Here is a 25,250-nt window from a genome sequence, read left to right as displayed (position 1 = left end):
ACACAAGCATACTTTAATTGAGTTACTAATAGGTGAGCCATATATGAAAGATGATCGTTATTGCCTGCTCAAATCACAATCATCTCAAAGTGTGAGTTTGCGCTTTGATCTTTTACCCTTCGGACATTGATTTCTTTATTTGCTTGCGAGGTAAGGGCGAGGTAAAAAGGAAAATATCCGTAAACGAAAAAAGGGCTACGAATTCTCGTAACCCTTTGATTCTGAAGCTGGTGCCGAGGAGAGGACTTGAACCTCCACGGGGTTGCCCCCACTAGCACCTGAAGCTAGCGTGTCTACCAATTTCACCACCTCGGCTTATCTGTTTTGTAGCGTACTTGGTACGTGTACATTCCAGAGGCCGCGAACTTTACAGCGACATTTAATCCTTGTCAACGGTACAATAGTAATCTATCCAAACAAAATTCAGGGAATATCCTTTGACCAAAAGCTCAGGCAAGAAAACGTTAAAAAGCAGAGATCCCCATCAGGCTCGGGAGGCTCGGAAATATGATAATCCGATCCCGAGTCGTGAGTTTATTCTGGAGCATTTAGCTGCAGCGGGTGTGCCGTTGTCTCAATATGAGGTGGCGGAACAGTTGTCGCTGCACAGTGAAGACGATGTTGAGGCGTTACGGCGCCGTCTTAACGCGATGGAGCGTGATGGGCAGATAGTCAGAAATCGTAAGGGCGCTTTCTGTATTGTGAATAGTAAGGATCTGATTGCCGGTCGGGTAATTGGCCATGCCGATGGGTTTGGTTTTTTGCGCCCGGATGAAGGGGGGGATGATCTGTTTGTCACGCCACGCCAAATGAGGCAGCTAATGCACGGTGATCGGGCAGTGGTACGAATTGTCGGGCAAGATCGCCGGGGTCGGATGGAAGCGGCTGTTGTTGAGGTGCTTGAACGTGCCAATCAAGTAGTGGTTGGGCGTCTTTATATTGATAAGGGCGTCGGGTTTGTTGTTCCGGATAATAAGCGTCTTCACCAGGATATTGTTATTCCTGAGGGGGCATTTAATGGTGCCGGGCATGGTCAGATGGTGGTGGCAGCGATTGTCGAACAGCCGACCAAGCGCAATCAGCCAATAGGCCGAGTTCAGGATGTACTGGGTGAACACATGGCACCTGGCATGGAAACGGATGTGGCGATCAGGACGCATCAGTTGCCACTGGAATGGCCGGAGGAGGTTGAACAGGAGATCTCTTGCCTGAGCAGTGAGGTGGAAGAGTCTGCAAAAAAAGGACGTGTTGATCTCAGGCAGCTGCCACTGGTTACTATTGATGGAGCCGATGCGCGGGACTTTGATGACGCGGTCTATTGCGAGGCCAAGCCAAAGGGTTGGAAGTTACTGGTCTGTATTGCCGATGTCTCCAGCTATGTATCTCCAGGGAGTGCACTTGACAAGGAGGCAAAGTCACGCGGTAACTCTGTCTATTTTCCTGACAGAGTAATCCCCATGCTGCCTGAAGTGCTATCCAATGGGCTATGTTCGATCAATCCCCATGTAGATCGGCTCTGCATGACCTGTGAGCTCTATATCAGTTCAGATGGTAAAGTGACGCGCACACGCTTCTATGAAGCTGTGATGCGCTCCCATGCGCGCTTGACCTACGATCAGGTGGCTGACATGTTGATTGAAGGCAATCCGGAACTCTGCGCTACCCACGCCGAATTGCTGCCCCATCTGCATCAGCTGTATGCGCTTTTCCAGGTTCTGAGAAAGGCGCGAAATGAACTGGGCGCTATTGATTTTGATACCACTGAGACGCGCATCCTGTTTAATGATGAGCATAAAGTGGACAAGATTATTCCGGTTTATAGGAATGATGCACATCGTTTGATTGAAGAGTGCATGCTGGCTGCCAATGTGGCCGCAGCGCGGTATTTGATACGCAAAAAAATGCCTGCCCTGTATCGGAATCACGAAGGTCCGCAATCGGAAAAGTTGCTGGATTTGAAAGAGTTCTTGGGCGAGATGGGATTGTCACTATCGGGCGGTGTCAAACCGACTAGTCTGGACTATGCGTCGTTGTTGGATCAGGTCCGCGGACGACCTGACGCGCATCTGATACAGACGGTCTTGCTCCGATCACTTTCGCAAGCGATGTACAGTGCCGAGAATCAGGGCCATTTTGGCCTCTCTTTTCCGGCCTACACCCATTTTACCTCGCCCATTCGGCGTTATCCTGATCTGGTTGTTCATCGTGCGCTTAAGCATGTATTGATCAATGGTGAAGCGGAAGATTTTGAATATTCACAATCTGAGCTCCAAGGGTTGGGGGAGCACTGTTCATCTACCGAAAGAAGGGCAGATGAAGCAACAAGAGATGTGATTTCATGGCTCAAATGTGAGTACATGATGGATAAGATTGGTGATGAATTTGTCGGCATCATCACCACAGTTACATCGTTTGGAATATTTGTTGAATTGGATGAGATCTATGTGGATGGACTTGTTCACATTACGGCGTTGGATAATGACTATTACCATTTTGATCCAGTAGGGCGTCGTCTTACCGGTGAGCGTTCTGGGCAGATCTATAGATTGGGTGACCAGGTAAAGGTGCGGGTTGCCGCGGTCAATCTGGATGATCGAAAGATTGACTTCCTGTTGGTTGGAGCTCCTGAAAAAGGGAAACCCACTCGAGGGAAAAAGCCGAGGAGCGGTGAGCGGAAGACACTGGTCCTATCAGGCAAAGCGTCGAAAGGTGGTCAAAAGGGGAAGGGGACCGCAAAGCAAGGCGTGAAGGAGAAAAAGCAGCCCGGCGTAAAGAGCAAGACGAAAGAGAAGGACAAAGCAGACAGAAAACGTAAGCGATCTGTCAGAAAATCTAAGAAAGTGTGATTTCTACTGGGGCCGTGCGGGCTCACCGTTTCACCCATTTTTAAAGAACAGATTTAGCGTGGATCGATTTGTCCGATCTGCTTGAGGTAGTAAATGAGCGAAAGTCAGCTAATTGCGGGTCTGCACAGTGTCAGGACGGCCCTGAAGCATGGCGCCGGTTCGGTGTTGGAAGTGTGGATTGAAGGGGTTCGAAAGCAGGATAGACGCGTCCGCGAAGTGATTGTGCTGGCAAGAGAGTCAGATGTTAAGGTTTCGTACATCAATCGAGATCAGATGGATCAGTTGACCTCAGGGTCAAACCACCAAGGGGTTGCTGCACGGACCCAGGTCCCTTCGTCACTGGATGAGAGTGCGCTTGAGACATTGCTATCCACACTTGAAGTGCCTCCGTTCCTGCTGATTCTTGACGGTGTGACGGATCCACATAATCTGGGCGCTTGTCTACGCAGTGCCGATGCAGCTGGAATCCATGCGGTGATTGCTCCGAAGGACCGATCAGTAGGTTTGACACCTACCGCCTGCAAGGTGGCAAGTGGTGCGGCCGAGTCGGTGCCGTTTATCCAGGTAACTAATCTCGTCCGCACCTTAAAATGGCTGCAATCCGATAGGGGTGTCTGGCTGGTTGGAACGGCGGGAGAAGCTGAGACATCAGTTTATGAGGCAGATCTCAAAGGCCCGGTTGGGATTGTGATGGGTGGCGAAGAGAAGGGGATGCGCAGGCTTACCCGTGAATCGTGTGACTTACTTGTGAAACTGCCTATGGCCGGAGTCGTTGAGAGCCTCAATGTCTCTGTGGCGGCGGGTATTTGTATATTTGAGGCAGTCAGGCAGCGGGCTAGCTTAGGTATGACTCCTTAAATATAGCGGAAGGTCCAATCACCGTTGGCTGGGTGCTTTTTGTTCTTTATTTGTTGTTAATCACGCTCCCTATTGTGGTTAAACCACTGAAACAGGCCGATATGTGAACCACAGGTTGCGCACAATGAAGCCGCGATGTAGAATCCGCGGTTTCCTGGCGTGGAGGTTTCTTCGCGCTTAACTCCTTGCCTCACCCTATTCAGTGGGAGGCTTTATTAACCGAAAGGGGAAATAATGAGACACTACGAAGTTGTGTTCATGGTACATCCGGACCAGAGCGATCAGGTTTCCGGCATGATTGAGCGTTATCGCACTCTGATTGAATCAGACGGTGGCAAGATTCATCGTTTGGAAGATTGGGGTCGTCGCCAGCTCGCTTATCCAATTCAAAAGCTGCATAAAGCACACTATGTCCTCATGAATATCGAGGCCAGTGCTGCCGTTCTCACCGAGCTTGAGAGCGTTTTCCGCTATAACGATGCTGTCCTGCGCAACATGATTATCAAGTGTGACAATGCCGTTACTGAGGCTTCGCCTCTGGTAAAAGCACCGGATGATCGTGATGATTCCAGATCCTCTTTAGATCGTGATATGTCGGATGACGATGATGACGGCGATGAAGATGATGATGAGGTCGCAGTTTCAGCCTAATTTCGGCTGAGCATCCTGGTCGTTCGAAATGATTCTGACCAGTTTTAAACTGAATTGAATATAGAGAGATAGATATGTCACGTTTTTTTCGTCGCAGAAGATACTGCCGCTTTACCGCTGAAGGCATCACTGAGATCGATTACAAAGATCTGAATCTGCTGAAGGCTTATGTCAGCGAAACCGGTAAGATTGTTCCAAGTCGTATTACTGGAACCAAGGCTAAATATCAACGTCAGCTTGCAACCGCTATCAAGCGTGCACGCTACTTGGCGTTACTACCTTACACTGACGGTCATAATTAAGACTGTTTTTCTCGCAGTTGCTGTTAGGTGATTGCGAGACTGTTTGAATTAGGTGGAATGGAGTAGATGCAGTCGTTAGCATCCTTTGTGATGCGGGGTGTACCCCAGGCAGTGATGGTAATCATCCTGCTGGCGGCACTGTCACTCCTGCTTCCACCGACAAGTATATTCAGCGCTGCAGCGGTGACTCTGGTTACCCTGCGAAATGGCGCGATCCCCGGGGCCCTTGTTATGGGGCTTGCGACTGGTGTTAGTGGAGTCATTGCACTGTTCGCATTAGGTGGTCTCAATCTGGCGATTGGGTTTTTGATCTTGATGTGGTTGCCGGCCTGGTTATTGGCACTGGTACTCCGCTCTAGCAGATCACTCTCCCTGGTTGTCATGAGTGCACTGGTACTGGGTTTGGTGATGATCGGGGGGCAGTTTATCCAAACTGGAGATCCGGTCGCTGAATGGCAGTCACTGCTAAATCCCTTTGTGGAGTCGTTGGCAGAGGCGCAGCTTGTAGATACAAGTCAGCAAGCGGCACTGGTGTCGCTGATGGCAAGTTGGATGCCCGGCATAGTTGCTGCTGGATTTTTCCTGCAGTTACTGGCCTCGCTGTTTCTGGGACGTTGGTGGCAATCTTTACTGTATAACCCGGGCGGTTTCCGTTCCGAGTTTCATCAGTTGAGGTTACCAAAAGTCCTGGCGATTGCGTTACTGATCCTGATTGGACTGATGTTTGCTCAGACCGGATCAGATATTTCGCTGGTGGAGTATGTTCTGATCCTGCTGATATCGGCATGGTTCGTACATGGACTGGCATTGGCGCATGGGATTGTCGGGCGACTGGGTTCAAGCAGTGGGTGGTTGATAGGTCTATATATGCTGCTGTTATTTGCCTTGCCACATACAGTGATTGTATTGGCAACGGTTGGAATTGCAGACGCATGGTTTGATTTTAGGGCACGCCTTAGCCCCCGTGGTTCTGGAAAGGCGAGCTGAAGATTTAATACCTGTTACAGGGGAAATAACGATGGAAGTTATTCTGTTAGAGAAAGTTGATAACCTGGGTGGTTTGGGCGATAAGGTCAGTGTGAAGTCCGGCTACGGCCGTAATTTCCTGATTCCTACCGGTAAGGCAATCACGGCTACCAAGAGCAATGTGGCTGAATTTGAGGCCCGTCGTGCTGAGCTTGAAAAGCAGGCCGCTGAGGCGTTAACTGCTGCAGAGGCACGTAAAGTTGTGCTTGAAGCTTTGACCGTTACTATCGCACGCAAAGCCGGTGATGAAGGCCGCCTGTTTGGTTCGGTGGGTACGGCTGATATTGCTTCCGCGACTGTTGCGGCTGGTGGACAGCTGGAGAAGCGTGAAGTTCGTCTTCCAGATGGTCCTTTCCACGCCACCGGTGAATTCGATGTGCTGGTTCATCTGCACACCGATGTTGATGCCACCATCAAGGTTGTGATCACACCAGAAGTCGAATAATCTGGCTTCAGCAGTACAAGAAACGCCGGGATGGACAGGCTTCATCCCGGCGTTTTTTATTTGTCTGTACTTCAGTTTTTTTTATTCATGCCTCTGATTCCTGACTCTGTTCCTGTTTTTCTTCTGAGTGCCTAAAAAAAACCCAGAATAATTCACCAAGACCACTTTTTGCCGTATCCTTTATCCTTAATTAATCCCGGATACCCAGAGCGATATGCAAGATTCCGTTTTTTCATCTGATATGCCAAATGAGAGTGATGTAACTGACAGGTTACGTGTACCTCCACATTCTATTCAGGCCGAACAGTCTGTTTTGGGTGGTCTGATGTTGGATAATCAGGCTTGGGATCAAGTCGCAGACCGTGTTGCCGAGACGGACTTCTACCGTCGTGAACACCAGTTGATCTTTCGTGCTATTGAGGTGTTGGCCGATAAATCAAAGCCCTACGATGTAATTACCCTTTCAGAGGAGTTAGGTCGTCACGGTTCCCTGGAAGGGGCGGGTGGCTTAGCCTATCTGGGTAGTCTCGCCAAAGATACACCCAGCGCGGCCAATATTCGCGCCTATGCAGACATCGTGCGTGAACGATCCGTGATGCGTCAGCTCATCCGGGTAGGCACAGATATCGCTGATAGCGCCTTTAATCCGGATGGGCGTGATAGTAATGAACTGCTGGATGCTGCGGAGAGCCAGGTTTTCGAAATCGCCGAAAAGGGCGCAAAAGGCAAGGGCGGCTTCGTCGGTATTAAATCGCTCCTGACGAAGGCAGTCGACAAGATTGAAACCTTGTTTGCCCAAGATCAACCGATAACCGGGTTAAGTACGGGCTTTTCAGACCTGGACAAAATGACATCGGGATTGCAGCCCGCAGATCTTGTGATCGTGGCCGGACGTCCCTCGATGGGTAAAACGACCTTTGCCATGAATGTTGCCGAGAATGTGGCGTTGTTGAGTGGTAAGCCGGTGGCGGTTTTCAGTATGGAGATGCCGGGTGAATCACTGGCCATGCGTATGATGTCTTCATTAGGGCGCATCAACCAGACGCGGGTACGTACGGGTAAGCTGGAAGATGATGAGTGGCCTCGACTCACTTCTGCGGTCAGTATGCTTGCAGAGACCAAATTCTATATCGATGACACCCCGGCACTGAGTCCTCTGGAGGTACGTGCCCGTGCCAGAAGATTGATGCGTGAGCATGGAGAGCTGGGTTTGATTATGCTGGATTACCTGCAATTAATGCAGGTGCCGGGTATGGGTGACAATCGAACCAATGAGATCTCCAATATTTCCCGCTCGCTGAAAGCGCTGGCAAAAGAACTCAATGTCCCTGTGATTGCGCTTTCGCAGTTGAATCGAAGTCTGGAGCAGAGGACCAACAAGCGCCCCATTATGTCTGATCTCCGTGAATCGGGTGCTATCGAGCAGGACGCGGATTTGGTTGTATTCATCTATAGGGATGAGGTCTATAACGCTGACAGTACGGAAAAGGGCGTGGCTGAGATTATTATTGGTAAGCAGCGAAATGGTCCTATTGGAACCGTTCGACTTACCTTTCTTGGTGAATATACCAAATTTGAAAATTACGCCCATGATGTCTATGGCGACTCGGGATACTGATGGGCCCGACTGCCGTAATCGATCTCTCTGCGCTGCGGCATAACCTACAGCGTGCGGCAGCGCTTGCCCCTGGGAGTCGGCTATACGCAGTTATTAAGGCGAATGCCTATGGGCATGGCCTCCTGCGAGCGGCTCGCGCGTTTTCGGATGCGGACGCCTTGGCCGTTGCACGTGTTGAAGAGGCTGTTCAGCTTCGCTTGGCCGGCATTGATCACCCGCTGTTGGTACTGGAAGGATTCTTTAATGCCGAAGAGCTTGAGGCAGCGTCTCACTACCAACTGGAAGTTGCAATTCAACAACCGGAACAGCTCCAAATACTTAGTGAGCATTCGATAGGGCGCCCTGTTACTTGTTGGCTAAAGATGGACACGGGAATGCATCGATTGGGGTTTCAGCCGGATGCGGTTGATGCCGCATGGAAATTTCTCAATGCCCATGCGTCTGTCGCCAAAGGCGTAAGGGTGATGACGCATCTGGCTTCAGCGGACGATCTTTCTAATCCCGTTACTAATGACCAGCTAAGGCTTTTTAGAGTCCATGCTGATCAGTTAAATACAGTCACTTCAATTGCCAATTCTGCCGGTATTATCGGCTGGCCAACGTCCAGAACAGATTGGGCCAGGCCCGGTATCATGTTGTATGGTGCTTCCCCGATGTTGGGTCGTACTGGGGTGTCGGAGGGCCTAAGGCCTGCCATGACGCTGAAGAGTCGAATCATTGCGATCAATTCATTCGCAAAGGGAAGCCCCATAGGTTATAGCGGAAGCTGGGTTTGTCCTGAAGATATGCGGGTGGCAGTGGTGGCTGCAGGGTATGGCGATGGCTACCCGCGGCATGCCCCTCCGGGTACTCCTGTGTTGCTCAATAAGCAACGCGTACCACTGATTGGCAGAGTCTCTATGGATATGCTGAATCTTGATTTACGCACACAACCTGAAGTCAGGGTTGGTGATGAGGTGGTGTTGTGGGGAGAAGGGCTCGCAGTCGAGGAGGTGGCTGAGCGAGCGGGTACGATAGCCTATGAACTGTTTTGTGGTGTGACTCAGCGGGTCGTGTTTGAAGAGATCAATGGTTAGGGATAACTAGGAGTGAACATGGCGGGAGTTGGAAGTAAAAAGAGTAGCAAATCGATCTATGTCTGCTCGGCTTGTGGTGGCCAGTTCCCTAAGTGGGCGGGCCAGTGTTCCGATTGTAAGGGGTGGAATACCCTTGAAGAGTCGGTGGCACCTACTGTAGCTACAGCCGGTTCTCGTTTTGCTGGCTATGCAGGCGATGCCAACCAAAATCAGATTCGGAATCTATCGGAGGTATCCCCAGAGAGCCAAAGCGGTGAGCCAACAGGCCTATTAGAGCTTGATCGAGTACTCGGTGGTGGTCTGGTAAGCGGTTCGGTCGTACTGATTGGGGGTGATCCGGGTATTGGTAAGTCAACGCTACTGATACAAACCATGGCGCAGTTGGCTGGGAGACTTAAAACGCTCTACATCAGTGGTGAAGAGTCTCCAGAGCAGATAAGTCTTAGAGCGGCTAGGCTGGGTTTGAAGAGCGACTATCTGCGATTACTGGCAGAGACCAGTGTTGAGCGAATCATTGCCCTATCCCAGTTGGAACGGCCTGCTGTGATGGTAGTCGACTCAATTCAGACACTCTACACCGAACAGCTTCAGTCCGCGCCAGGTTCTGTTGCCCAGGTTAGGGAGTCTGCGGCGCAATTAGTCCGCTTTGCAAAACAGACCGGCACAATGGTGTTTCTCGTTGGACACGTAACCAAAGAGGGTGCGCTGGCTGGCCCCAGAGTCTTAGAGCATATGGTTGATACTGTGCTCTACTTTGAGGGAGAGGCGGGTAGTCAATTTCGATTGATTCGTACCATAAAAAATCGTTTTGGTGCAGTGAATGAACTGGGCGTTTTCGCCATGACAGATCGGGGGCTTCGCGAGGTAAGTAATCCCTCTGCCATATTCCTCTCGCGCCATGGGGAAGAGGTTGCAGGTAGCGTTATTCTGGTTACAAGGGAGGGAACTCGTCCGCTCTTGGTGGAAGTGCAGGCATTGGTCGATGAAAGTCCGCTGGCTAATCCCCGGCGCGTGACATTAGGTCTGGAACAGAATCGTCTTTCAATGCTGCTGGCAGTGTTGCATCGTCATACAGGTATTGCCATGTTTGACCAGGATGTCTATGTCAATGTTGTAGGTGGTGTGCGGATTACGGAAACCGCGTCTGATCTACCGCTCTTATTAGCAGTGCTGTCAAGTTTTCGAGATCGAGTAGTTCCCCAAGAGTTGGTAGCCTTTGGTGAAGTGGGTTTGGCAGGTGAGATTAGACCGGTCCCAAATGGTCTGGAACGTCTGCGAGAAGCCGCAAAGCACGGATTTAGTCGGGCAATTGTTTCCCGCGGGAATGCGCCGAAAAAGAAGATGGATGGCATCGAGGTGATTGCCGTGGACCGTCTGTCCGATGTACTGGATATCTTCTAGCCGAGCGCAGACAATTCGCGTTCAAGTAGATCAGTGTTGCCGAGATTGAGTTCCACCAGGCGTCTCAGGTGACCAACGCTTTCCATATCGATATAAATGCAGCGCAATCCCACTCGCCCTGTTTCAATGTGGGTTATTTCTGCTTCCATATCAATGAAGGCTTCCTCACCCAACTGAATCTTTAGGTCGACGCGGTCATTGGGTGAGCAGCTAAATGCCTCGGTTGTTTCCAGTAGTGCACCATTTAGAGATATGTCGACGAGCTTTGTTTGCAGTTCATTATCAGCAACGACGAGCGTTACTGGCGCATCGAAAAGTATTCGCTGAAAATGTCTCCGGTCATCATTAGCTGTTGTAGTCATTTACACACCGCCCTTGATTGCTGAAGGGTAAAGCTAAAGCTTGAGTCAATCATATAGCGGCAGAATGTGCAATTTCTTCATGAAACCGCATTTTGGTATTCCCGAGGGTAATCTCAACGCCCTCTTGAAGGCGAACTGTATGGTTTCCAATTGAGCGGTTATTGACCTTTGGTGGAGTATCGCCTTCCAGGTGAGAGATGTAATAACCGTCATTACGATGTGCAATTACTGCACATTCATTTCCTGTCAGGCCTAGACGAGTCAGCCCCCGTTGAAGCGGTATTATTTTTCCGAGATGGCTTCCGCTAATGATTTGAATGGTTCCTGATGGGAGTGTGTTCAGGCTGTTTACCAGTTGATCAAGGGATTGGCAAGATGCCGGTGAAAGCTTCTGGTGACGGTGAATATGTTCGACATTATCATTCACCGGACGATTAAGATCAGTGGCGCTTTCGGAATAGAACAGTTCATGTTTGCCGACTTTGACAATGTCCCCATGTTTCAGTTGCGTGGGTCCATCAATAAGACGTCTGTTGATCCAGGTCTTATGGTCGGCAATGGGTGTAATCAAGCAGCGCTCTTTTACCTGCTTAATAATGGCATGACGCTCGGCAATGGCCAGGCTTTCAATATGGACCTCGGCATCTGGGGCGCGTCCAATAGTGGCGGTCGTTTCAGTCAGATTGTGCAGTCCGATGAAGCGGCCTTTAAAGCATAAGGTTAGCTTAGGCATGGTGCTCTTTTATATCTGTTATTGTATCCGGACCATCCATGGGAAATGAGATCGCAGGCTCCTAGCCCAGGGTTTAGCGTCCGATTCGCGCTGGACTAAAGATTTAACTGTGATTCAAATCACGAAAGTAACATCACCAATCTCAAGCGCTAAGAGTGCATTTGATACTGAGTATAGTTGCAAGATACCTGCTGGGGGTGAATGCAGTGAACAAGTCGTGGAAATTGTGAGCCAATTAACGTCTCGGGTCGAGTTAGTGCTCAGGCAAATGCCTTGTCGACTGGATTCTAACCATGCGTACCATATTATCCTTAATCTGGAGTATTTCAACTGGATAGCCGGCGAGCAATAGACTCGTCCCTGGTTCAGGGATGGTTTCCATATACTCGATGATGAGGCCACTGATTGTGCGGGGACCGTCAAGGGGCAGGTCCCAGTGATAGGTTCGAACAAGATCTTTAATATTGGCACTGCCTGATACTAGAAAACTACCGTCTTCCTGAGGTTGGACGTCGAGAACGCTATCCGCAGGATCCGTACTAAACTCGCCAACGATCTCTTCTAGCAGGTCAACCAGGGTGACTAGGCCGAGCAGATCACCATACTCATCAACAATCATGCCGATGCGCTGTTTTTTTCGCTGAAAGTTGATTAATTGACGATTAAGCGGTGTCCCTTCAGGAATAAAGTAGGGTGGGTCACAGATCTCTCGGATCACCACATGGGTGAGTTCCCCATGAGTGAGTGCATGCATGGCCTTTCGCACATGGATCGTGCCGATGATGTTATCAATACTGCCATCAAACACGGGTAGGCGTGTATAGGCGCTGTTTTGTAACTCTTTGATGATCTCCTCAATGGGCTCTTCTAAATCAATGCCATCCACCTCATTACGGGGGATCATGATATCTTCAACAGCCAGTTTTTCCAGGTCAAGGATGCTCAGTAGCATCTTCTGGTGGCGTTTTGGAATCATCGCGCCGGCTTCAATGACGACCGTTCTAAGTTCCTCTTTGCTCAACGGATCACCCTCCATATCCTCCGGGGATACATGCAGCAGGCGCAGAATATAGTTTGCTATGCTGTTCACCACCCAGACCATTGGGTACAACAGTTTTAGTAAGGGGGTGTAGACGAATGCCGCAGGGAAAGCCAGTTGTTCGGGTTTTACGGCGGCGAGCGTTTTTGGTGCGACTTCAGCAAAGATAAGGATAACCAATGTCAGCAGGAACGCTGCGACCGCTATTGCCGCCTCACCTCCTAAGCGGAGTGCGATGACCGTGGCCAGAGACGAGGCCATAATATTGACGAAGTTATTACCGAGCAAAATCAGACCGATTAGCCGATCGGGACGCTCCAGAAGTCGACTGGCTTTGACCGCACCTGTATGGCCGATCTTGGCCAAGTGGCGCAAGCGATAGCGATTGAGCGTCATCAAGGCAGTTTCTGACCCGGAAAAAAAAGCTGACAGCAGGATCAGAAAGGTAAGTATGCCGAACAGCATACCGGTTGAAATGTCACTCAAAAGTTGGACCTTCTACTTTATAAATTGAGTTCTATTTCTATGCTGACTGTTTTGTGATGTCAAGACAGTGTATCGATAAATCCACAAGTAATGTCGATATAGGCCTGTCAGCCAGTACAGCAGACCAGCCAGTGAGATGGTGATACGCTTAGATTATTACGGCTAGGGGGAGAGTGTTGTGAGAGAGAGGTCCAGTGGGGTGTCGTATCAGGGGAAAATGATGATCGCCTGGTGTGATGCCAGTAATACCGTGTCGGCAGATCTGACGAATCTGAATGAGCGTAATGCAAGACTGCTGAAGGCACTTTTACTGTCGCAAGAGTCTCATCGGGATTTGAGTGAAGAGACAAGTGACTTGATGCGTGTGGAGGCCAAGCTTGATCTGTTATTGGACATGGTCTCCCAGTTTCTTCAGCAACAGAGCCAAGCCTCTGTGGAGGCTGATGTCGTGCTGTGGAGTGAGGGAATTTCCTGGTCTGTATTGACCAATCCACTTCCCGGTAATAACCAAAGGCTTTGGCTGAGCCTCTATATTGATGCCGACCTGACACAGCCGCTCAAATTACTCGTGCAGGTCACAGCGGTTCATCAGCGCCATGGCCGAACTGAGGTGGAAGCCGAGTTTATTGGTTTAGATGAGCAAGTGATGGATTTACTCGGAAAATTTGTGTTTCGTCAGCACCGTCGTTTTATTGCTCAACAGAAAGCATTGAAGCGTATGGATGCAGAGTGAATGAATTATTTATTTATAAAAAACATACGGATAGGATTATGTCTTTGTCTAGTTAAGCAAGTATAGACTGTAGTTTACTGTGAAATAATCATAATTCATTCATTCAAAGGCACCTCATGCCACAAGATTGTCGTACGACAAAATTTTGACAATCCTTTAATAAGCTGGTTAACTCCTTGCATCAAGTGGTATTTATCTAAAACAGCGGGTTCGACGATTGTCATGGAGAGCGTTTTCGAAGTTAACCTGCTAGAGGCCATAAGAATGTTGAACAACGGCTGTGTCTTTCTATTTGATAATAATCCAGAACGAATAGATTATTTTAAGCATATTTTCCAGTTTATCGATTACGAGCTGGAGACGGTTGATGCGCAGGATGATCTGAAATCACGTCTGGAAGAGCGAAAAGTTGATCAATGTCTCTCGGTCATGTTGAGTCCCGATCTGAATCAGGAGATCAAGAGCGCAGTTGTTGATATTGTCCGTAAATCAGCGAGTACGCCAGCACTATTTCAGTTGGTTGTGAATAATGATCAGCCTGCATTGGCGCAGAGTGAACCCCCGTTCATTGGCTCATTGTCGATGCCAACCCATTATGAAGAATTGATTGGGTTGCTGAATAAAGCACAGATTTTTCAAGAGAATAATCGAAACCCCAGTGGGGGGCATCGGCCACTCGAGCTTTTCCGCAGTTTATCTGGCAACAGTCGCGCCACGAAACAGATTAATAGAATGATTGAGCAAGTGGCGGATACTGATGCCACGGTGCTGGTGCTGGGTGAATCTGGCACAGGTAAAGAAGTGGTCGCCAGAAAGTTGCACTATAACTCATCACGGAGAGGCCGGCCTTTCGTCCCGGTTAACTGCGGTGCCATTCCCGCTGATCTTTTGGAGAGCGAACTCTTCGGACATGAAAAGGGGGCCTTTACCGGTGCGATCAGCGCTCGGCAGGGACGGTTCGAGATGGCCGATGGTGGTACGCTGTTCTTGGATGAAATTGGGGATATGAGTATGCCCATGCAGGTCAAGTTGCTACGGGTACTTCAAGAACGCTCTTTTGAACGGGTGGGCAGCAACAAGACCATACAGTGTAACGTCCGCATTATTGCAGCGACCCATCGCAATCTGGAAGAGGCTATAAAGGACGATAAGTTTCGCGAAGATCTCTATTATCGACTCAATGTTTTTCCTATTGAAATGCCGCCCTTACGCGAGAGGCGGGATGATATACCCGTTCTGGTGAATGATCTGATTTCCAGGATTGAGAAGGAGAAGCGCGGATCAGTACGCCTGACGCCTGCGGCGGTTATGGCACTTAGCCAGTTCAAGTGGCCGGGAAATGTTCGAGAACTGGCGAATTTGATTGAGCGCCTGGCAATTCTCTATCCTTTTGGTGTGGTGGATGTCAAAGATCTGCCAGAAAAGTTCAGGATGGGGATGATTTCACTTGAGCCGACGGGTGATCTTCCCAGTGTTACGGTGTCGGGTGATGAGCCTGGTGTGGTTGAGAGTGTACCGAGATTGCCCAATGAAGGCATTGATCTTAAAACGCACTTAAATAATCTTGAGTTGAGCTTGATTCGTCAGGCACTGGATGAATCAGATGGGGTAGTTGCCCATGCTGCCAAGCGACTCAATATGCGGCGAACCACATTAGTTGAAAAGCTGAGGAAATTCGGACTTCAGCGCACACATGAAGCGACGGGAATTTGACGAGCGTTTTTATAGTCATCATAACTAACTGTATAAAAAGGAAATAATAATTTGGCATGTTTTTTGTTTACTGATTGTAAAGGGTCAATTTCAGCCCCGGAAGCGTCAAATAACGGAACATGTCGATGGCTCAACAGAATACGGTTAAGCGCGAACAGCTCGAAGATGCCTTTCAGGTTTTTAACCAGGTATCTGGCCAGCTCGTTGATTCTTACCATCAGTTGCAGGCGCAGGTAGCATGCCTGACCTCTGAGTTGTCAGCGGCCCGTAGCGAACGATTAAAACAGCTGGCAGAAAAAGAGTCGCTTGCCAATCGCTTGACCCGGCTCCTGGAAACCCTTCCCGCTGCAGTAGTAGTCCTCGATGGACAGGGCGTGGTAAGCCAGCTCAATCCGGCCGCAGAGGAGTTACTGCCTGGAATTAGGCTGGGGGTCGCCTGGCATACCCTTTACCAACACTGTTTTCGTCCGGGACAGCAAGAGAGTGAGCAGTGGCTTGTGACAGATCGCCTCGTCACCTTGACCCAGCGTTCTCTTGAGCCGGATTCCGGTCATATTATTCTACTGCTTGATGTGACAGAAACACGACAACTGCAGGAGCGCATTGCTCGCAGAAAGCGGTTAAGCGTGATGGGTGAAATGTCAGCCCAGCTCGCGCATCAGATCAGAACACCCCTCAGTTCAGCCCTCATCGATACCACACTGTTATCACGCGAAGATCTTACGCTTCAACAGCGTGAGCGTTTTTCACAACGCTGTCTGGAGCGGCTTCGTCATATCGAAAGTCAGATAAACGATATGCTGGCCTTTGCAAAGGGTGGGAAGTTTGAGCTGGCCAAAATAAGCATCCAAGGGTTGATAGATGATCTCCGGCAGGCCGTGGAACCGCTTTGTCAGGAAAATGATGCCACACTGAATATCTCAGTTAAGTCCGCTGAAATGCTCTTTATCAGCGGTAATCAAGATGCACTATTGGGTGCGATGATCAACATTGCAGTCAATGCGATTCAACAGCAGGGTCCTATCTATTTGCAGATCACTCTAAAGCGTGAGAATGATCTCCTGACGATCACATTTAGTGATAATGGCCCAGGTATTTCCGAAGAGCACCAGCAGCAAATTTTTGACCCCTTCTATACCACTCGATCAAATGGAACCGGGCTTGGTCTAGCCGTTGTTCAGGCGGTTGTACTGGCACATCACGGAAAAGTGACTGTCGAGAGTGCGCCTGGAACAGGCGCCCGTTTTTCCATTGTCTTGCCGCTGTTTTCTGAGTTGTCAGTGCAGGCACCTGTTGCTGCGACTGTCTTGCAAGACAGCGAATACACATCTGTTGTAAGGAGTTCTGCATGAGTCATGCAACCGTTTTAATCGTTGAAGATGATAAGACCCTGCGTGAGGCGCTCTGCGACACACTGGAGTTGTCAGGCTATACGGTAGCATCAGCTGTTGATGGTAAGAGTGCACTGAAAGTGCTTGAGAACAAATCAGTGGGCTTGGTTGTCAGCGATGTGCAGATGCAGCCGATGGATGGGCATGAGTTACTGGCCAGGATTAAATCCCGTTATCCAACGCTGCCTGTTTTGATGATGACGGCATTTGGCAATATAGAGAAAGCGGTATCAGCGATGCGCCAGGGGGCAACAGATTATCTTGCCAAACCGTTTGAACCATCGCTCTTAATAGAGAAAGTCAAACAGTGCATCCAGCATGCTGAACCTGTGGATGACCAAGTCATTGCGGATGATTTAAGGACCCGTGAGTTGGTAAACCTTGCCGGGCGAGTAGCCAAGAGTCAGGCTACGGTCTGTATTGGTGGGGAGAGTGGTACAGGTAAAGAGGTCTTTGCCCGTTATATCCATCGCCAGTCAAACTGTGCTGATGGTCCCTTTGTGGCTATTAATTGTGCGGCTATACCGGACAATATGCTGGAGGCGATGTTATTTGGGTATGAAAAAGGTGCTTACACTGGAGCCTATAATTCTGCCCCGGGGAAATTTGAACAGGCTCAAGAAGGTACTTTGCTGCTGGATGAAGTCTCTGAAATGAGTCTGCCTCTACAGGCCAAGTTGTTACGCGTTCTACAGGAGAAGGAAGTTGAAAGGTTGGGTGGTCGTAAGGTCATCCCTTTGAATGTCAGAATTTTGGCGACGACGAATAGGAACTTACGGGAGGAGGTTGCTGCAGGTCGTTTTCGCGAAGACCTGTTTTATCGCCTGAGTGTTTTTCCCCTGCATCTTCCTCCTCTCAGAGAACGTCCCAGAGACATTTTGCCGTTGGCACAGTTTCTATTGAGAAGGATCTGCCAAAGTCAGCAAATAGCTGAACCCCAGCTTTCACAAGCGGCCGAACAGAAGTTGTTGGATCATAAATGGCCTGGCAACGTGCGCGAGTTGGATAACGTGATGCAGCGGGGACTCATTCTCTGCGATGGATCTGAGATCTCACCGGATTCCCTCTGTTTTGAGATGGATATGCCCGTTCCTCAGGCACCGTCAAAAGAGATTGCTGAAGGCGCTTCAAAAGGCTGTCTGAGTGAAGACTTGCGATCGGTTGAAGAAAAAATGATTCTGGATGCGCTGAGTAACGACAGAACCAGTCGAAAAGAGGTGGCAGAACGCCTGGGTATTAGCCAGCGGACACTGCGCTACAAAATTGCCCGCCTGCGGGATGCGGGTGTAGCCATACCTGGATGAGATTGGTGCGGATTCTGCATACCCGATAACCAAATTATAGATACACGGAATGGGAATTATGACAACCACGAATATTGACCAGATTATGGCGCAGATGCGGGTGATGTCTGCACAGGCAGCCTCAGCGCCGAAGCCTGTTGAAAATCCTTCCGAGGTTAATTTTGGCGCACTGTTGACTGAGTCGATCAATCAGGTGAATGAAACACAACAGCAAGCTGGAGCACTCAAGCAGGCTTTTGAGCTGGGTAGTGAGGACGTCAATCTGGCGGAAGTAATGGTTGCCGTGCAGAAATCCAGCCTCTCATTTGAGGCGATGGTGCAGGTCAGGAATAAACTGGTTGACGCTTATAAAGAAGTAATGAATATGCCAATATAATATTATATATCAATAAGTAATATTATAAATATAATGTAAATTATCGATAATTATAGGTAATAATCGTGGCCAATGAAGAGACAGCCTTGACTCAAACATTCCCGCAAGTAGGTCTGGGGCAAAATCCAGTCGTCCGACAATTGGGTGTAATGGTGGGTATTGCGGCCAGTGTTGCACTCGGAATTGCAGTGGTGCTCTGGTCTCAGACGCCGAATTACAGTCTTTTGTATGGCAATCTGGCACAGAAAGATGCCTCTGAGGTGGTGGCTGCATTGGAGCAGAGTGGCATCCCCTACAAGGTCAATCAGTCGACGGGCGCGGTCATGGTGGACAGCGGTAAGGTGCAAGAGGCGCGGATGAAACTTGCCGGTCAGGGTTTGCCGCATAGTGACAGCCTTGGGTTTGAAATTCTGCAACAGGAAACGGGCTTTGGTACCAGCCGTGCACTGGAGGCGGCCCGGTTTCATCGTGCACTGGAAGGTGAATTGGCGCGGACAATCGGTACCTTATCAAATATTGAGTCGGCCAGAGTACATTTGGCTACACCAAAAAAATCGGTTTTTGTCAGAAAAAATAACAACCCAAGTGCTTCTGTCGTACTAAAACTCTATTCCGGCCGCGTACTGGATAAAGGGCAGGTGGCTGCCATTGTTCATCTTGTGGCATCCAGTGTGCCGGAGCTTGATTCTGGAAGGATTACGGTTGTAGATCACAAGGGAAATCTGTTGAGTGGCGAGATGGATTCACGTCAGATGATGCTCACCTCCTCCCAATTTGAATACACTAAAGAACTCGAAAATCACTACCGTGATAGAGTGGAAGAGATTTTGGCGCCGATCTTAGGTGCTGATCGGGTACGTGCCCAAGTCTCTGCAGAAGTTGATTTTACAGTTACAGAGCAGACTTCAGAACGTTTTAACCCGGATCTGCCCGCACTACGAAGTGAGCAAACGAATGAGCAGCTGAGTCGACTCTCATCGGTACAGGGTGTGCCAGGCGCACTCAGTAACCAGCCACCGGCAGCAGGCAATGCACCTGAAGTAGCCGCGGGTGCAGAAGCGGAAGGCACAACAGGGTCTCCACTCAACAGTAGTAAACGCTCGACACGAAACTATGAGTTGGATAAGACGATCAGCCATACCCGACTCTCCAGTAATAAGCTGCGACGCCTTTCTGTGGCCGTGGTTGTTGATGATCTTGTGACGCTTGGAGATGACGGCACGACCACGCGAATAGAACGGACACCCGAAGAGATCAGTCGTATTACCCGTCTGGTAAGAGAGAGCATAGGATTTAATGCCCAGCGGGGTGACAGTGTTGAGGTGATTAATTCAGCATTTATGGCACCGGAACAACCACAACCACTCCCAGAACTGGCTATTTGGCAACAGCCTTGGGTATGGGATGTAGCGAAACAGGCTGGAGGTGTCATACTTGTACTGATACTGATCTTATTTGTTTTGCGTCCAACCATGAAAAAATTGATAGAGCCTCCGGTAATGCATCAACTTGCTGAGGCACAGGGCGGGGCAACCGGTGGCGCATCCGGTACGGGTGGCGGTGACTCTTTGGATGGGTCTGATGATTCTATGATGCTCCCCGGCCCAGAGCGATATGAGAATACATTAGAGGCAGCGCGTCAGATGGTACAGGATGATCCTAAACGCGTAGCGCAGGTAATACGAAGCTGGGTGTCTGATAATGCAGGGTGAAGAGACAAAAAAGATATCCGGGGTTGAGCGGGCGGCGATATTGATGCTTGCTTTGGGCGAAAAGGATGCTGCTTCAATTTTGGCCCACATGGGTCCAAAAGAGGTTCAGGAGTTGGGCCTGGCGATGGCTAACATGCATAAGGTTAGTACCAGCCAAATGGAAACAGTCATGCACTCATTCGTGGATACTCTGCGAAATGAAACCTCGCTAGGTATCGACTCGGATGAGTATATCCGCAATGTACTGACCAACGCCTTGGGTAAGGATAAGGCGGGTGGCGTCATCGATCGTATCTTGCTGGGTCGAAATAGTAAGGGGCTTGAGCAACTTAAGTGGATGGACCCTCGCTCTGTGGCCGAATTGATTCGACTTGAGCATCCGCAGATTATCGCTATCGTGCTCTCTTTTCTGGATTCCGACCAAGCTGCTGAGGTGTTATCTGAATTTCCGGAGCGGGTCAGGCCCGATATCATCATGCGCATTTCGACTTTAGATGGTATCCAGCCTGCCGCCCTGCAAGAGTTGGACGAGATCCTGGAAAAACAGTTCTCGGGTGCAACCAATGTGAAGTCTTCAGGTCTTGGTGGCATCAAGACGGCAGCCAATATCCTCAATCTGATTGAGGGCAGTATTGAAAGTAATATCATGGAACATGTTATGAGCATCGATCAAGAGATTGCTCAAGACATCCAGGATAATATGTTTGTCTTTGATAATCTGATTGATGTTGATGATCGAGGTATTCAGACGCTGTTGCGTGAAGTGGCCTCAGATCAGTTACTCTTGGCATTGCGTGGTGCCGATGAAGGTCTCAAAGAGAAGATCTTTAAAAATATGTCCAAGCGAGCAGCCGAGATGCTTCGGGACGATCTCGAGGCAGCACCTCCAGTACGCTTGAGTGATGTCGAGGCGGCCCAGAAAGAGATCCTGACAGTGGCGCGTCGTTTAGCGGATGCCGGCGAAATAATGCTTGGAGGTGGCGGTGGAGAAGAGTTCGTCTAAGGTGCTTTCTGGCTCGTCTACCGGTGATGCCCAGCAGTGGGTTCCACCCAGCATGGGTAGCACGGTAGAAAAGGGGGCCGTTAAAAAGCATGCGTCCGGAAGTATGCTGACTGCGGAGCAACTTGAGCAATTGCAAAAAGAGGCCTATGACGAAGGCTTTGCGCTGGGAAAAAAAGAGGGTTTCTCCTACGGGCATAAGGAGTCATTGACCCAGGGTCAGATGAAAATTGATGGACTGATTGGTCAAGTAGAGTCGTTGATGTCGACGCTTGATACGCCACTCAAACAACTTGACGAACAGGTAGAGCGGGAACTGGTAGAGTTGGTTATTTCCATGGTCCGACAATTGGTTCGTCGTGAGATCAGGATGGAACCCAGTCATATTATCGGCATCGTTCGTGAATCACTCTCAATACTTCCTGTATCGTCCCGCAATATCAGGGTTCATCTGCATCCAGAGGATGCTCAGTTGGTCCGCACCATCTATGATATGAGCGACAAAGAGCAAGGCTGGAAAATTATCGAGGACCCTGTACTTGCGCGGGGTGGCTGTCGTGTTATTACCGAAACTTCACAAATCGATGCCACCCTCGAGTCCCGTCTGGCGGCCATGATTACACGCATCATGGGTGGTGAGCGGGATGACGATGCCAGTGAGCGGGGTGAGGGCTGATGGGCATCCCACAGTCTGATCGGGCCGGCATTTGGACAGAACGTCTTAAACAGTGTCACCAGCGTGTAGGCGAGAGTCGCGGTTTGGTTGTAGAAGGCAAGATCACGCGAATGATTGGTCTAACGCTTGAGGCCGTGGGGTGCCGTGCTGCCATTGGTGGGCAGTGCGATGTGATCAGCAGCACGGGTGAACGCATTGAGTCTGAAGTTGTCGGTTTTGCCGGTGAGAGTCTCTATTTAATGCCTACGGGCGATATCAGGGGACTGGAACAGGATGCCAGGGTGGTGCCGACAGGTCGCGTCTGTGAAGCGATCGTAGGCGATCACCTGCTGGGAAGAGTTTTAGATGGTGCCGGCCGGCCGTTGGATGGTAAAGGACGACTGCATGCTATTGAGCGACGTCCACTCACAGGCAAAGTCTTTAATCCCCTCACGAGAACTCCCATTCGAAAACCCCTGGATGTCGGTGTACGCGCGATTAATGCGCTGCTGACGGTGGGACGTGGACAGCGCTTGGGCCTGTTTGCAGGTTCCGGTGTCGGAAAGAGTGTGCTGTTGGGCATGATGACCCGCTATACCGATGCCGATATTACCGTCGTGGGTTTGATCGGAGAGCGTGGTCGAGAAGTGAAAGAGTTTGTTGAAAATAGCTTGGGTGAAGAGGGTATGGCGCGTGCCGTAGTCGTTGCTGTACCTGCCGATAATACACCCTTGAGGCGCATGCATGGCGCAATGTTGGCGACCAGCATTGCGGAGCATTTCCGTGATCAGGGTAAGCATGTTCTGCTGCTGATGGATTCCCTGACCCGATTTGCCCAAGCACAGCGTGAGATTGCACTGGCCATTAATGAACCGCCTGCAACCAAAGGCTACCCGCCTTCTGTATTCGCAAAGTTACCCCAGCTGGTTGAGCGTGCTGGAAATGGTGATAAAGGGGGTGGTTCGATTACCGCTTTTTATACTGTGTTAGCTGAAGGTGATGATCAAAATGATCCCATAGCAGATGCGGCCAGGGCGATCCTTGATGGGCATATTGTGCTCTCTCGTCGGTTGGCAGAGAGTGGGCATTATCCCGCAATTGATATCGAAGCCTCGATCAGTCGAGCCATGAATGATATTACCAGTAAAGAGCATCAGGAATCTGCGCGGGCCTTTAAGCAACTATACTCTCTATACAGACAAAATCAGGATCTGATAAACGTTGGTGCCTATGAACCCGGCAATGATGAACGCATTGATGCCGCTATACAGGCCATTCCTGAACTGGAACGTTTTCTGCGTCAGGATATGAATACTCCAGTTTCGCAGGAAGAAAGTCTGGCTGAGCTGGATGAGTTGTTCTTGTGACCTTTTTGAAATACGAATAAGCCGTATCAACGGCTTGAATGGGAGGAGATGAAGTATGGTTCCCTCAAAGAGACTTCACCCGGTTAAGCGTGTCGCTGAGTCGCGGGAGAATGATGCTGCCCGTGTTTTAGGTGACACACAGAAAAAAATGCGTGATCAGGAAGCCAAGCTGGAAGATCTGAAGCGGTACCATAAGGAGTATCTGGAGCGATTTGAAGCGACTGCTCGACAAGGTATGGCAGCGAATCAGATGCAGGAATATCGTGTGTTTCTTGAAAAGTTGGATAGCGCAATCAAAGAGCAGGAAAAGGTGGTGCTTGCAAGTAAGAGCGAATGCGTCTCCCGGAAAGAGCAGTGGCAAGAGAAGCGGGTTAGGACCCAGGCGTTAGGTAAGGTGATGGACCGTTTCAAGTCTGCTGAACTGAAGGCGATGGAGAAGCGTGAACAGAATGAGATGGATGATCGCAGTCAGCGTGGACCGGGAAATAAGTAACCGTTACGATTTCTTTTCACGGAAACCGGGCGGGCGTTTTCCTGAAACCAGGTAGGCGAAAGCAATCACTTCAGCGATAGCGCGGTACAGCGTCTCCGGAATTTCATCACCCAAGGGTATCTGCGACAGAATTGCGGCAAGCTGGGGATCATTCTCCAGCGGTACGCCGTGTTCTTTAGCAATCTTGAAGATCTGCTCTGCGATTTTTCCTTCACCCTTCGCAGTGATACGTGGCGCATTATCTCCATCATAGAGCAGTGCTACCGCAACCTCCGGTGTTTGGTCATAGGTTTCGTTCATGCCTTCTCATCCAGCAGTGGAAAGGGTTGAGGGGGTGGCTCGTGAATTTTTATTGTTTTACCTTGATGTGCAGAGAGCCTGCCTACAATGAGACCGGCTTTTTCAAATGCCGCACTCAACTTTGGTAGAGTCTGTTCAAGACGGCTGACACCTTCCGCTCGTTCTGCCGTGAAATGGCTGGAGATGACATCACCCGCTAGATTGAGTTTTGCGCTGATGGGCCCTGCAGGAGGAATGTCAAAATTAAGTGTTACCGACCACCGCACCTCTGATGAGTCTGCCTGATTATCCTCTTTTTCAAGTTGAATAAAAAAATCGTCATGCCCATCAGCATGAGGCACAGGTAATTCAAACTGCCAAACTTGCCTGAGGTTACTCTCTTCCTGCGGAAGCGATGCAAGTTGATGCATCTGCACGCGAGCCAATGTTCCTTCTGTCAACTGTTGCAACTCAGAAAAGATCCGTGCAGCCAATAATTGAAGTGTGGTCGCCGTGTCAGCTGCTTTTATAATCGCCGAATCAGTTATGACTGGATTTGCAGTGGCCAGGGTCTGGAGTTCGGCGATGAGTTTTAAAAGGCTCGCCTTAAAATCGGTACCGAGTGGGTTGTTCCCCATTAAGCGTGATTCAAGAAACAGTCCCGACTGCTGAAATGCCTGATGTATGGTGGCTGCAGTAATTGGGCTATTTCCCGGAAGCGTATTGTTTACAACTTGACTGATTTGACTGGCCAGTTGATTTAAATGGTTATTTCCATTTTTTGTTGTTGGCTGGTTAGTGGCATTTTGTAGAGCAGTCATCAGGTTCTGCAGGTTTATTTTAGATGGGCTATGTCCAGCTTGCTGTGGCATGGTTGGCTGGGTGCCCGCACTGCCTGAAAGTTGTAAGAGTTGCCGGACCAGCGTAACGATCATATTCTCTTTCGTGATAGCGGCATCTCTCGCGATAGGCAGTGATTCACTTAACGTTTTTAGCGTATCCAGTAGCTGATGAATGGGTAGTTGTTGCGGAAGGATACGTTTGAGTGTCAGTGCCTGAATGGCCTCTGGTGTGGTGTTTCGGATGAGTTGCAGTTCTGGTGCTTTCCCTCCTTTAATAACATTCAGCGCAAGCTGTTGGCCAATTTCAAGCTTCACACCCGTCTGTACCGGCAATTTTATGCCGCCGATATCAATTTGTGCCACACCATTAGTCGCCGGTTTTATCACCTGCGCAGTTACGGTCTGTCCAGAACGCAGCTGGTTGAGCGTTTCACTCCGAGTCTGCTCAATGAACAGGCGAGGATTGTTGAATGGGTCCGTGATTTGCATGGTAATGTTATACATTAAGATTTGATGTTATTTTAGTTTATCGGCCAGTTGGT

At 49.7% G+C, this 25,250-nt stretch carries 24 protein-coding genes and 1 tRNA gene; 19 read left to right on the top strand and 6 right to left on the bottom strand.

Features of this window, described 5'->3' with window-relative positions; genetic code table 11:
* Positions 1–228: 228 nt before the first annotated feature.
* Positions 229–315, bottom strand: a tRNA-Leu gene (locus FHP88_RS00340).
* 122 nt (positions 316–437) lie between these two features.
* On the opposite strand from FHP88_RS00340, the gene rnr reads away from it, so the two are divergent.
* From rnr to radA, 9 genes are all read left to right on the top strand, one after another.
* Complete coding sequence (rnr, locus tag FHP88_RS00335) at positions 438–2,846, top strand: ribonuclease R (RefSeq protein WP_144357003.1); 2,409 nt, start codon at positions 438–440, stop codon at positions 2,844–2,846.
* A 93-nt stretch (positions 2,847–2,939) separates the two neighbouring features.
* Positions 2,940–3,704, top strand: coding sequence for a 23S rRNA (guanosine(2251)-2'-O)-methyltransferase RlmB (gene rlmB / locus FHP88_RS00330; RefSeq protein ID WP_144357002.1), 765 nt, complete (start codon positions 2,940–2,942; stop codon positions 3,702–3,704).
* 234 nt (positions 3,705–3,938) lie between these two features.
* Positions 3,939–4,355: a 30S ribosomal protein S6 gene (gene rpsF / locus FHP88_RS00325; protein ID WP_144357001.1), complete on the top strand. Its 417-nt coding sequence runs from the start codon at positions 3,939–3,941 to the stop codon at positions 4,353–4,355.
* A gap of 74 nt (positions 4,356–4,429) precedes the next feature.
* Positions 4,430–4,657, top strand: a complete 228-nt coding sequence (rpsR, locus tag FHP88_RS00320) for a 30S ribosomal protein S18 (protein ID WP_144357000.1) — start codon at positions 4,430–4,432, stop codon at positions 4,655–4,657.
* A 66-nt stretch (positions 4,658–4,723) separates the two neighbouring features.
* The gene (locus FHP88_RS00315; RefSeq protein WP_144356999.1) at positions 4,724–5,644 is read left to right on the top strand and encodes a DUF2232 domain-containing protein; all 921 of its coding nucleotides are present in this window, start codon (positions 4,724–4,726) and stop codon (positions 5,642–5,644) included.
* A 31-nt stretch (positions 5,645–5,675) separates the two neighbouring features.
* Positions 5,676–6,128, top strand: a complete 453-nt coding sequence (rplI, locus tag FHP88_RS00310) for a 50S ribosomal protein L9 (protein WP_144356998.1) — start codon at positions 5,676–5,678, stop codon at positions 6,126–6,128.
* 214 nt (positions 6,129–6,342) lie between these two features.
* Entirely contained in the window at positions 6,343–7,746 is a 1,404-nt protein-coding gene (dnaB, locus tag FHP88_RS00305; protein ID WP_144356997.1) for a replicative DNA helicase, read from the top strand.
* Positions 7,746–8,822, top strand: coding sequence for an alanine racemase (gene alr, locus FHP88_RS00300; RefSeq protein WP_420492985.1), 1,077 nt, complete (start codon positions 7,746–7,748; stop codon positions 8,820–8,822). The genes dnaB and alr overlap by 1 nt, the downstream gene beginning before the upstream one ends.
* A gap of 18 nt (positions 8,823–8,840) precedes the next feature.
* Entirely contained in the window at positions 8,841–10,223 is a 1,383-nt protein-coding gene (gene radA, locus FHP88_RS00295) for a DNA repair protein RadA (RefSeq protein WP_144356995.1), read from the top strand.
* Here the strand turns inward: radA and FHP88_RS00290 are convergent.
* The 3 genes from FHP88_RS00290 to FHP88_RS00280 all read right to left on the bottom strand — a co-directional run bounded on the left by FHP88_RS00290 (position 10,220) and on the right by FHP88_RS00280 (position 12,843).
* Entirely contained in the window at positions 10,220–10,585 is a 366-nt protein-coding gene (locus tag FHP88_RS00290; RefSeq protein WP_144356994.1) for a PilZ domain-containing protein, read from the bottom strand. The two genes, radA and FHP88_RS00290, sit on opposite strands and share 4 nt — an antisense overlap.
* 49 nt (positions 10,586–10,634) lie before the next feature.
* A complete protein-coding gene (locus FHP88_RS00285) occupies positions 10,635–11,318 on the bottom strand; it encodes an FHA domain-containing protein (RefSeq protein WP_144356993.1) in 684 nt (227 codons plus the stop codon).
* A 253-nt stretch (positions 11,319–11,571) separates the two neighbouring features.
* On the bottom strand, positions 11,572–12,843 hold the full coding sequence (locus FHP88_RS00280) for an HlyC/CorC family transporter (protein ID WP_144356992.1): 1,272 nt from the start codon (positions 12,841–12,843) through the stop codon (positions 11,572–11,574).
* 178 nt (positions 12,844–13,021) lie between these two features.
* Here FHP88_RS00280 and FHP88_RS00275 point away from each other — a divergent pair, with 178 nt between their 5' ends.
* From FHP88_RS00275 to fliJ, 10 genes are all read left to right on the top strand, one after another.
* Entirely contained in the window at positions 13,022–13,576 is a 555-nt protein-coding gene (locus FHP88_RS00275) for a PilZ domain-containing protein (RefSeq protein WP_144356991.1), read from the top strand.
* Between the two features lie 264 nt (positions 13,577–13,840).
* Positions 13,841–15,289, top strand: coding sequence for a sigma-54 interaction domain-containing protein (locus tag FHP88_RS00270; RefSeq protein WP_144356990.1), 1,449 nt, complete (start codon positions 13,841–13,843; stop codon positions 15,287–15,289).
* Positions 15,290–15,414: 125 nt separating this feature from the next.
* Complete coding sequence (locus FHP88_RS00265) at positions 15,415–16,641, top strand: sensor histidine kinase (RefSeq protein WP_186297541.1); 1,227 nt, start codon at positions 15,415–15,417, stop codon at positions 16,639–16,641.
* Positions 16,638–17,984, top strand: a complete 1,347-nt coding sequence (locus tag FHP88_RS00260) for a sigma-54-dependent transcriptional regulator (protein WP_144356988.1) — start codon at positions 16,638–16,640, stop codon at positions 17,982–17,984. The genes FHP88_RS00265 and FHP88_RS00260 overlap by 4 nt, the downstream gene beginning before the upstream one ends.
* Positions 17,985–18,042: 58 nt before the next feature.
* Positions 18,043–18,360, top strand: coding sequence for a flagellar hook-basal body complex protein FliE (gene fliE, locus FHP88_RS00255; RefSeq protein WP_144356987.1), 318 nt, complete (start codon positions 18,043–18,045; stop codon positions 18,358–18,360).
* Between the two features lie 65 nt (positions 18,361–18,425).
* A complete protein-coding gene (fliF, locus tag FHP88_RS00250; RefSeq protein ID WP_260843113.1) occupies positions 18,426–20,072 on the top strand; it encodes a flagellar basal-body MS-ring/collar protein FliF in 1,647 nt (548 codons plus the stop codon).
* Positions 20,062–21,075, top strand: a complete 1,014-nt coding sequence (gene fliG / locus FHP88_RS00245; protein ID WP_144356986.1) for a flagellar motor switch protein FliG — start codon at positions 20,062–20,064, stop codon at positions 21,073–21,075. The genes fliF and fliG overlap by 11 nt, the downstream gene beginning before the upstream one ends.
* On the top strand, positions 21,056–21,748 hold the full coding sequence (locus tag FHP88_RS00240; RefSeq protein ID WP_144356985.1) for a flagellar assembly protein FliH: 693 nt from the start codon (positions 21,056–21,058) through the stop codon (positions 21,746–21,748). Before fliG ends, FHP88_RS00240 begins: the two co-directional genes overlap by 20 nt.
* A complete protein-coding gene (gene fliI, locus FHP88_RS00235) occupies positions 21,748–23,094 on the top strand; it encodes a flagellar protein export ATPase FliI (RefSeq protein WP_144356984.1) in 1,347 nt (448 codons plus the stop codon). The genes FHP88_RS00240 and fliI overlap by 1 nt, the downstream gene beginning before the upstream one ends.
* A gap of 55 nt (positions 23,095–23,149) precedes the next feature.
* The gene (gene fliJ, locus FHP88_RS00230; protein WP_144356983.1) at positions 23,150–23,587 is read left to right on the top strand and encodes a flagellar export protein FliJ; all 438 of its coding nucleotides are present in this window, start codon (positions 23,150–23,152) and stop codon (positions 23,585–23,587) included.
* 3 nt (positions 23,588–23,590) lie between these two features.
* Here fliJ and FHP88_RS00225 read toward each other — a convergent pair whose 3' ends face one another.
* Both FHP88_RS00225 and FHP88_RS00220 read right to left on the bottom strand, forming a co-directional pair.
* Positions 23,591–23,887: an EscU/YscU/HrcU family type III secretion system export apparatus switch protein gene (locus FHP88_RS00225; RefSeq protein ID WP_144356982.1), complete on the bottom strand. Its 297-nt coding sequence runs from the start codon at positions 23,885–23,887 to the stop codon at positions 23,591–23,593.
* Positions 23,884–25,197 (bottom strand): flagellar hook-length control protein FliK, encoded by a 1,314-nt coding sequence (locus FHP88_RS00220; protein ID WP_186297540.1) that lies wholly within the window; start codon positions 25,195–25,197, stop codon positions 23,884–23,886. Before FHP88_RS00220 ends, FHP88_RS00225 begins: the two co-directional genes overlap by 4 nt.
* Between the last annotated feature and the right edge of the window lie 53 nt (positions 25,198–25,250).

Origin of the sequence: Sedimenticola selenatireducens (genome assembly GCF_007625115.1) — a bacterium.
Taxonomy (GTDB): Bacteria; Pseudomonadota; Gammaproteobacteria; order Chromatiales; family Chromatiaceae; genus Sedimenticola; species Sedimenticola selenatireducens_A.
The sequence above is the reverse complement of the archived record's forward strand: the minus strand, read 5'-3'. Positions and strand labels throughout refer to the sequence as shown.